The 8,351-nt window shown below is 37.1% G+C and carries 10 protein-coding genes and 1 pseudogene; 5 read left to right on the top strand and 6 right to left on the bottom strand.

The features are described 5' to 3' along the window. Positions 1-153 precede the first annotated feature (153 nt). A complete protein-coding gene (locus EJK17_RS07165) occupies positions 154-1,158 on the bottom strand; it encodes a substrate-binding domain-containing protein (protein WP_103660720.1) in 1,005 nt (334 codons plus the stop codon). A gap of 153 nt (positions 1,159-1,311) precedes the next feature. Between EJK17_RS07165 and EJK17_RS07160 the strand changes: the two genes are divergently transcribed. After that, entirely contained in the window at positions 1,312-2,418 is a 1,107-nt protein-coding gene (locus EJK17_RS07160) for an aminopeptidase P family protein (RefSeq protein ID WP_103660721.1), read from the top strand. A gap of 63 nt (positions 2,419-2,481) precedes the next feature. On the opposite strand, the gene EJK17_RS07155 is transcribed toward EJK17_RS07160, so the two are convergent. Both EJK17_RS07155 and EJK17_RS07150 read right to left on the bottom strand, forming a co-directional pair. Next, positions 2,482-2,844, bottom strand: coding sequence for a DUF1269 domain-containing family protein (locus EJK17_RS07155; protein WP_103660722.1), 363 nt, complete (start codon positions 2,842-2,844; stop codon positions 2,482-2,484). A 13-nt stretch (positions 2,845-2,857) separates the two neighbouring features. Beyond that, complete coding sequence (locus EJK17_RS07150; protein WP_103660723.1) at positions 2,858-3,283, bottom strand: DUF948 domain-containing protein; 426 nt, start codon at positions 3,281-3,283, stop codon at positions 2,858-2,860. Positions 3,284-3,393: 110 nt separating this feature from the next. On the opposite strand from EJK17_RS07150, the gene EJK17_RS07145 reads away from it, so the two are divergent. Then, entirely contained in the window at positions 3,394-4,239 is an 846-nt protein-coding gene (locus EJK17_RS07145; RefSeq protein WP_103660724.1) for a mechanosensitive ion channel family protein, read from the top strand. Between the two features lie 36 nt (positions 4,240-4,275). On the opposite strand, the gene EJK17_RS07140 is transcribed toward EJK17_RS07145, so the two are convergent. Both EJK17_RS07140 and murI read right to left on the bottom strand, forming a co-directional pair. Continuing rightward, the gene (locus tag EJK17_RS07140; protein WP_103660725.1) at positions 4,276-4,896 is read right to left on the bottom strand and encodes an XTP/dITP diphosphatase; all 621 of its coding nucleotides are present in this window, start codon (positions 4,894-4,896) and stop codon (positions 4,276-4,278) included. After that, entirely contained in the window at positions 4,896-5,699 is an 804-nt protein-coding gene (murI, locus tag EJK17_RS07135; protein WP_127796301.1) for a glutamate racemase, read from the bottom strand. Before murI ends, EJK17_RS07140 begins: the two co-directional genes overlap by 1 nt. A gap of 75 nt (positions 5,700-5,774) precedes the next feature. Here murI and EJK17_RS07130 point away from each other — a divergent pair, with 75 nt between their 5' ends. From EJK17_RS07130 to mscL, 3 genes and pseudogenes are all read left to right on the top strand, one after another. Beyond that, entirely contained in the window at positions 5,775-6,197 is a 423-nt protein-coding gene (locus EJK17_RS07130; RefSeq protein WP_103660727.1) for a YslB family protein, read from the top strand. Positions 6,198-6,370: 173 nt separating this feature from the next. Continuing rightward, a pseudogene (locus EJK17_RS07125) lies at positions 6,371-7,484 on the top strand (ISL3 family transposase); the annotation flags it as partial. A gap of 45 nt (positions 7,485-7,529) precedes the next feature. After that, complete coding sequence (gene mscL / locus EJK17_RS07120) at positions 7,530-7,901, top strand: large-conductance mechanosensitive channel protein MscL (protein WP_103660895.1); 372 nt, start codon at positions 7,530-7,532, stop codon at positions 7,899-7,901. A gap of 58 nt (positions 7,902-7,959) precedes the next feature. Here mscL and trxA read toward each other — a convergent pair whose 3' ends face one another. Then, positions 7,960-8,271, bottom strand: coding sequence for a thioredoxin (trxA, locus tag EJK17_RS07115; RefSeq protein ID WP_103660728.1), 312 nt, complete (start codon positions 8,269-8,271; stop codon positions 7,960-7,962). Positions 8,272-8,351 lie beyond the last annotated feature (80 nt).

Genomic DNA, 8,351 nt, shown 5'->3' with positions numbered 1-8,351 from the left:
CGTAAAAAACAGTCAATCGACTGCTTATTTGTCATACCCAAAAAGCAGAAAAGACACCCACCTAACTTAGATGAGTGTCTCAAAGCGGTTCCCTGTTCAAAGTCAATGCCTTAACTTAATGACATTGCCCAATTGGGCTGCTTTTTCTTACTTTTATTGATTTAAAGTACTTTGCTTCTTCACTAATTCATATGGCAAAACAATGTGCGTATCATCTACTTCTTCATTATTCATGAGTTTAGTCAACATTCTCATTGCTACCGCACCCATATCATATAATGGTTGCTTAATCGTCGTTAACGCTGGACGGACAACAGAAGCAATTTGCGTAGCACTAGCAGTAACAATTTCCAAATCATTTGGTACGCTCTTACCAGCATCCATAGCTGAATTCAAAATTCCTACTGCAACACTGTCACGAGTAACGATTACGCCGTCAATGCCATCTTTTTGTAACTTAGTATATAAGTTATAACCATCAGAATAATCACGCACATCAGTGTAGATGTATTCTTGATCTAAGTCATCATGATCAGCAATAAATTGCTTGTAAGCTGGGATACGGTTTTCACTGTTAACGACTGCCTCATCATCCCCAACAACAATCGCTAACTTGCGCTTGTCATCGTTATAAAGCAAGTTCAATGCTTCCGTATCAGCCTTCTTATAATCAATTGTAACTGATGGGAAGTTTTCCCGGCTATCCTTAGTTCCTGCTAAGACAACTGGCGTATTAGTCCGGTTGAAAGCTTCCGCTGCTTCATCAGGCAAACGGTTGGACATGTAAATAACCCCGTCAACTTGCTTGTTAAGCAAACTTTGAATAACTTGATCTTCCTTCATCAAACGGTTTTCAATACTTGAAATAATGATATTGTACTTGTAAAGCAAGGCAATATCATCGATCCCCTTTGATAATTCCGCAAAGTACAAATTAGTCAGATCTGGCACGATTAACCCAACGGTAGTGGTCTTCTTAGAAGCCAAACCCTGGGCTACTGCATTAGGTTGATAATGCAATTTTTTAATGACAGCTTCTACGCGTTCACGCGTTTCTTTGCGAACATTATTATTTCCATTAACAACACGAGAAACAGTTGCCATTGAAACTTTAGCTTCACGGGCAACATCATAAATAGTTACTTCTTGTTTATGCATTTTAAATCCTCAGTCCTTATAATTTACTCACTATAAAATTTACCATTAATCGCCACTATTTGCAAACGTTTACAGCATTTCTTTCATTTTTTCATAGAAATTCCATGATATACTTTGCATAACGCTAACGTTTTTATCAGAAAGGACTTACACATGAATTTAGATAAACTACAAACTTGGCTACAAAATAACAATTTGGACGTCGCATACATTTCTGACCCCATTACCATTGCCTACTTCACTGGCTATGATATGGAGCCACACGAAAGAATCTTTGCCTTATTTGCCTTTAAAGATGCTGAACCTTTTGTGTTCACACCTGCTTTAAATGTTGAAGAAGCAAAAGCAAGTGATTGGAATGGCGATGTTTATGGTTATTTAGACTCAGAAGATCCATGGATGCTAATTGCTGATCGCATTCACCAAAGAACCAAGCATACTAGTAAATGGGCTATTGAAAAAGCTAACTTATCAGTTGCCCACTTCCAAAACTTGCATGGTCAATTCCCAGATGCTGACTTTAGCGGTGATTTATCTGCATTTATTGAAAGATTACGTTTATACAAGACCCCTGAAGAAATTGAAAAATTAAAGGGTGCTGGAGCTGAAGCTGATTTTGCCTTCAAAATTGGTTTTGATGCCATTCGGACTGGCGTTACCGAACGCAGCATTGCTGGTCAAATTGACTACCAATTAAAAGTACAAAAAGGGGTCATGCATGAAAGTTTTGAAACAATCGTGCAAACTGGTAAAAACGCCGCTAACCCACACCTTGGTCCAACCATGAACAAGATTAAACCTCACGAATTAGTGCTCTTTGACCTCGGAACGATGCATGAAGGTTATGCTTCTGACTCAAGTCGAACAGTTGCTTATGGTGAAGTTAGTGACAAAGAAAGAGAAATCTATGAAATTGACCGTGAAGCTCAACAAGCAGCAATTGAAGCAGCTAAGCCTGGAATTACTGCTGCTGAACTTGATAGTGTTGCACGTGACATTATCACTAAAGCTGGCTACGGCGAATACTTTATTCACCGTCTAGGTCACGGGATTGGTAAGGATGTGCACGAATTCCCATCAATTGTTCAAGGTAATGACTTGGTACTTGAAGAAGGCATGTGCTTCTCAATTGAACCAGGAATCTACATCCCTGGCTTTGCTGGTGTTAGAATTGAAGACTGCGGTGTGGTAACTAAGGACGGTTTTGAAACCTTCACTCACACTGACAAGGACTTAAAAGTATTGCCATTAAAGGATTAAAGCATAAAGAAAAAAGGCTTGAGAAGTTAATTCTCTCAAGCCTTTTTCTTTGTGCTTTATATTTTATTCAGCGTCAGAATGATCTTCATCAGCAGAAGTATCATCGTCTTTTTCTGCATGATCTAAGTCAGAAGCAGTTTCTTCACCATCTTCATGATCATCATTATTTGAATCATCAATTACGATATCATCAAAGTCTTTTAATTCTGAATCATCTTCAACACTCTTAGGGAATGAAGCTAATTGATTTTTAACGATTTCAGTACCGTTGTCGTACTTCTTCTTTAAGTCTTGTAACTTATCGTTATCCTTTAATTTGCTCTTCACATCATCAAGTTTGTCATCATCAACAAGTAATGAACCTGCAACAAAACCTGCAGCTGCACCAATAACGGTACCCATTAAAAAGCTTGAAAACTTACTCATAGCAATTCCTCCTTTAATCTTCACCTTTACGGCGTTTACGTCTAGCGAGCACTGTGGTTAATACTGAAGAAATTAAGCCGGTCCGCGTCATGCGCGCATTGTTAAAATGCTTGGCCATCTTCTTAGAAGAAGCATTAATTTCTTGAACACTTTCTCCTAGATCAGCTGCTGCTTGGACAACCGGATCTATTGTCTTCATTTTACCATTAACATCCGCTAATAGGTCGTTGGTTTTATCTAATAAATCGCCACTTTGTTTCATTAAACTATCCACATCAGTTGAAATCTCTTCAATTGACTTATTGGTAGTTTGCATTGTGGCGTTAACTTCCTTCAAGGTCTTAGTCATTCGAACTAAAACTGGAATTAAAAAAAGTACAAAAATTAAAAATGCAACCGCAGCAATCAAGCCTGCTAATGCACCATATGAGATTACCATCTTCTACCCTCCGACAAATAAATACATCTAAAAAAAGTCTAGCATGAAAATGCTTTATTCTCAATCATTAAGTAGTTTGATAAGATAAGTAAAGAACAAGGAGGTACTTTATGAAGTTCAACTTTCACTTCAACCATAATTTTGCAATCGACTGGGATAAATTAACTGGTAATCTTATTTCAATCGTTTGGCAATTACTGTTAACCACCCTGATTTTTTACCTAATCTCCCATTTTGGTCATAAAATCATCAATAATTATTTAACCAGCAAAAGTAAACGCCCCAAAAATAAACGAACGCGAACAATTACAGCTTTAATTAACAGTGTCTTTCAATACACGATTATTTTCTTTTACTTGTTTGGCGTTCTTTCAATTATCGGTGTTCCAGTAGGTACTTTACTAGCCAGTGCCGGAATTTTTTCACTAGCCTTAGGGATGGGCGCGCAAGGCTTTGTGACTGACCTAGTTAATGGCTTCTTTATCTTGAGTGAAGACCAATTCGATGTTGGCGATACCGTGTTAATTAACGGGCAAGTCGGAACGGTGGTCCAATTAGGACTAAGAACAACGCGTTTACGTTCATCAGATGGTTCTTTAATTTTTATCCAAAACCGTAATATCTCCATGGTCCAAAATCTAGCCCACAATGCTATGTCGTTAACTATTAATTTAGAATTAGATGCTGAAAATGACTTCGATCAAGTAAATGAAATTATTAAAAAAGTTAATGGCCAAATTCAGCCTGAAAGAAAGACCATTGTCTCAGGACCAACAATTTTAGGAATTACGAAGCAAGTCGGTCACAATATTACTTTTGCCGTTTTTCTAAAAGTTAAACCTGGCAAAGAAAGCAGTGTTCGTAACCTATACTTAAGTGGCTATCTTAAAGCCTTGCAAAAACAACATATTAAGTTTGCGGAAGAGCCGACGACGATTACTACTAAGAATTCATAAAAAATGCCTAGGAAAATTTTCCTAGACATTTTTATTTTATTCAAATTGTTTTAACCAGGCAGGCAATTCAACTAGCAGTTTTTTGATTGCCCGACCACGGTGCGAAATCTCATTCTTTTCATCAGTAGTCATTTCAGCAAAAGTTTTTCCTTTTTCTGGTACGTAAAAGAGCGGATCATAACCAAAACCATCTTTTCCGCGCGGACCTGGTAAAATTTCTCCAGCACATTGACCAGTCACGACCAAGTCCTGCTCAAAATGCCCTGGCATACTAGCCACAATCGTGGTATTAAACTTCGCCGTTCTCTCATTTTGAGCTACGCCGCCAAGTTCTGCCAGCAATTTAGCATTATTATGGGCATCATTGTGAGCTTCACCCGCATAACGAGCTGAGCGCACTCCTGGTTCCCCATTTAACTTATCGACCATTAGGCCTGAATCATCAGCTAAGGTCAACATCCCTGAAAAGTCAGCTAATTCATGAGCCTTAATCTTCGCATTTGCTTCAAAAGTCCGGCCAGTTTCAACTGGATGCGGCGGATTAGTCAAATCAGCATTAGTCTTAACCTCAACATCTATCCCAGCCTGCTTAAAAGCTTCTTTTAATTCTCTAGCTTTACCTTGATTACTAGTTGCAAATAAAATTTCTCTGGTCATTATAAGTTCTCCGTATTGACATGTTTTGCTACTAATGCTTTTTCACCCAAAAATGAACGTCCCATTGCAGCAAATTCATTGGCATCACCAGTGGTATAATATTCATGCTGAGTCTTACCAGAATGATCATTAAACAAGCCATCCCGGCGCATCACATTATAAGTGTACTGAGCTACTTGATCAGCGGGATCTACAATTTGGACTTGCTTTCCAAGAACCTCTGCGAACTCATTTTGAATAATTGGATAATGCGTACAACCCAAAACTAAGGTATCGAAATCTTGCTTTAAAATCGGTTGCAAGCTTTGATCAACCGCCTTTAAATTGACACTGTGGCTTTTTCTTTGTTCAATTAAAGGTGCTAACTTTGGAGCAGCCAATTCTGTAACTTCAATTGCTGGATCTCTAAACTTAATTTCTTTTTGATAGGCATGTGAATTAATTGTGACTGGAGTGGCAACGACCGCAACTTTTTTGTTTTTCGTCGTTCTAGAAGCTGCTAGACTACCAGATTGGATCACGCCAATAATCTGCTGTTCAACTTCATTTTGCAAAACCGGCATGGCAGCAGCGGTTGCCGTATTACATGCAAAAATAATCAACTTAACGTCTTTTTGCAATAAGAACTTAACGCTGCGGCGTGTTAATTCAATGACTTCTTCACGTGTTTTATTCCCATATGGCATATGGGCACTATCCCCAATAAAAACAGTGGACTCGTTGGGCATTTTTTCAATTACTTTTTTGACAACAGTAAAGCCGCCAACACCTGAATCTAGTAATCCAATGGGACGATTATCCATATTTCATTAACTCCTCAAGAAAAAATTATTTTCTACTTCTACTAGTTTACGGTAAAATAAAAAAGAATAAAAGGGATGAAAGACTTTATGCAAGATAACACTCAAAAACCTAATGAACACGTATACTTTGTCAATCAGTTATACCGTGACTTCTTATTACCAGAAATCTTAGGCGATGATACTGCCGCAATTCTTTATTGGGCTGGTAAAAGAATTTCACGTCACTATGATTTATCATCGTTTGATGATGTCGTTGATTTTTTCAATATGGCAGAATTTGGCCAATTGGAAAAAATTAAGGAGCGGCGCGCTTCAATTACTTTTGAATTGAGCGGACAAAACGTAGCTGACCGCTTAGACAGTGATAGTCGCGAGTTCTCACTTGAAAGTGGCATCCTCGCAGAAGCCGTTGAACGTGAAACTGGTCGCGCTACCGAAAGTGAAATCACTATTTTAAATAAAGAAAAGAAAGTGCAAATTTTAACTCGCTTCAACTAAGCTAAAAAATAGTCTAGTTATTAATCTTTGGCTCTATAATTTTTCCTGTTGATGCTTTACTCAGAAAAAGAGTAATCTATTAACAGGTTTTTTATTGCATCAAAAAAGAGGACATAGTCCTCTATCATAAAAAACCATTTCCACACAAAATTTTATAAATAAAGGTGATTTCTATGTCCTCTTCTACTAATGATTGTATTAAATTTATGCTTGATATTAAAGATAAAAATATCTTTTTTAAAGATCAATATTATAAATTAATCCAAGGTAAAAAATGTAAGATCTTTGAAGCTGTCTTAATTCAACCTGCTTGTCCTTTTTGTGGTTCGATTGATCTTCTTCACAATGGTCGTTACAAGTCTGATATTCGCTATCTTACAGCTAATGCTAGCTTTCCCGTCATTATCCGCTTGTTTAAGCAACGTGTTTTGTGCAGAGACTGCAATCGTAGATCAATGGCCCAAACTAATCTCGTTAAAAAATATTGCTCTATTTCCAATGCTTCTAAGTTAAAAGTCTTAAGTGCTTTAACTGAACATCTTGCTTCCGATGAATTTAAAGGCGTAGACCGACAATTACACTTTATCTGTCTAGATGGCGAAAAGTATGAAGTAATTCAGATCCTTAGAACACGTTACAAGAAGACTTTACTTAAATACTTTGGACGTTTCTCTCCTGAAGCTAGAGAAAATGTCAAAACCGTCACCATGGATCTTAACTTCTACTACCAAGGAATTGTGAGAGCATGTTTCCCTAATGCCAAAATCGTCATCGATCGTTTCCATATGGTTCAAATGTTTGCGCGCTCTTTTAATTCTTTACGAGTTAAGGTAATGAAACAATTTAAGAAGAATACACGTAGTTATCAGTTGCTCAAGGCTCCTTGGAAGTTATATTTAAAGAAGTATGATGATCTAAAAAAGACCCATCCACGCTACAATTGGCACTATAAAGATAGCCTCACTCAGGAACAAGTGGTTAACGAAGGAATCAGTACTGATCCAATACTTAGTGCTTCTTATGAATTAATGCAAGACTTTATCTCAGCTTTAAAGAATCATGATGAACAAGCCTTAAAGACACTTATCTTTTCTAAAGAAACCGTAGGAGAAGTAATGCATAAGACATTAATGACATTCCGTAAAAACTTTAAATGGAGCTGCTCTCACTCATTCCAATGGTTGTTTAGAGGGCTTTAACTGCAAGATCAAACAAATTGAAAGAACAGCTTATGGCTACTCTAATTATATTAACCTCTTTATCAACAGAATTTTGACAAAGAGCCTAATCTTCCTGTATACTTTTTTAAAAAATAAAAGAAAGGGCAAAAATATGATTAAAGAATTTAAAGAGTTTATTGCACGTGGCAACGTGATCGACCTTGCTGTCGGGGTGATCATTGGGGCTGCTTTTACTTCAATCGTTAAATCGCTGGTTACAAATTTAATTAACCCGCTAATTGGCCTCTTTGTTGGCCGCATTGATCTTTCGAACTTGGTACTCAAAGTTGGCGGAGCAACCTTCAAATATGGTAGCTTTATCAATTCAGTGATCAACTTTTTAATTATCGCGTTCGTAGTTTTTCTCATCGTTAAGGCGATCAACAGAGTTTTACGCCGTGAAAAGAAAGAAGAAACTCCTGCGCCAACCGCAACAGATTATCTCAAAGAAATCTGTGATCTGTTGCAAGAAAAACAAAATTAATATTAAAAAAAGTGTCTAGGAAAAATAACTTTTCCAGACACTTTTTCTTTACCTGCAACTAAGCAGTATATTGATCTAAGATTTGGTTTAACTTTTCCTTTGGCGTGTAACCAGTTAAACGGTCAACAATTTGACCATTCTTCTTAATAAGCAAAGTTGGAATAGCCATAATACCAAGATTCTTGGCAGTTTCTTGGTTTTGGTCAACGTCCATCTTAGTGAATTTTACGTCTTGACGTTCTTCTGCTAATTGGTCAATTACAGGTGATTGCATCTTACATGGACCACACCAAGTTGCCCAAAAGTCAGTTAAAACAACGCCATCTTTAGTTTCGTTTTCAAAGTTTTGATCAGTAATTGCATCAACCATACGCTTCTACCTCTTTCAGTAATCTTTTAAAAGTTTATATTGTTACTATACCAAGTAAACTTACTTTTTACAAGTAAAAT

Origin of the sequence: Lactobacillus xujianguonis, assembly GCF_004009905.1 — a bacterium.
In the GTDB taxonomy this organism is placed as follows: domain Bacteria; phylum Bacillota; class Bacilli; order Lactobacillales; family Lactobacillaceae; genus Lactobacillus; species Lactobacillus xujianguonis.
Note: the sequence above shows the minus strand (reverse complement) of the source record. Positions and strands in the feature narration are given on the sequence as shown.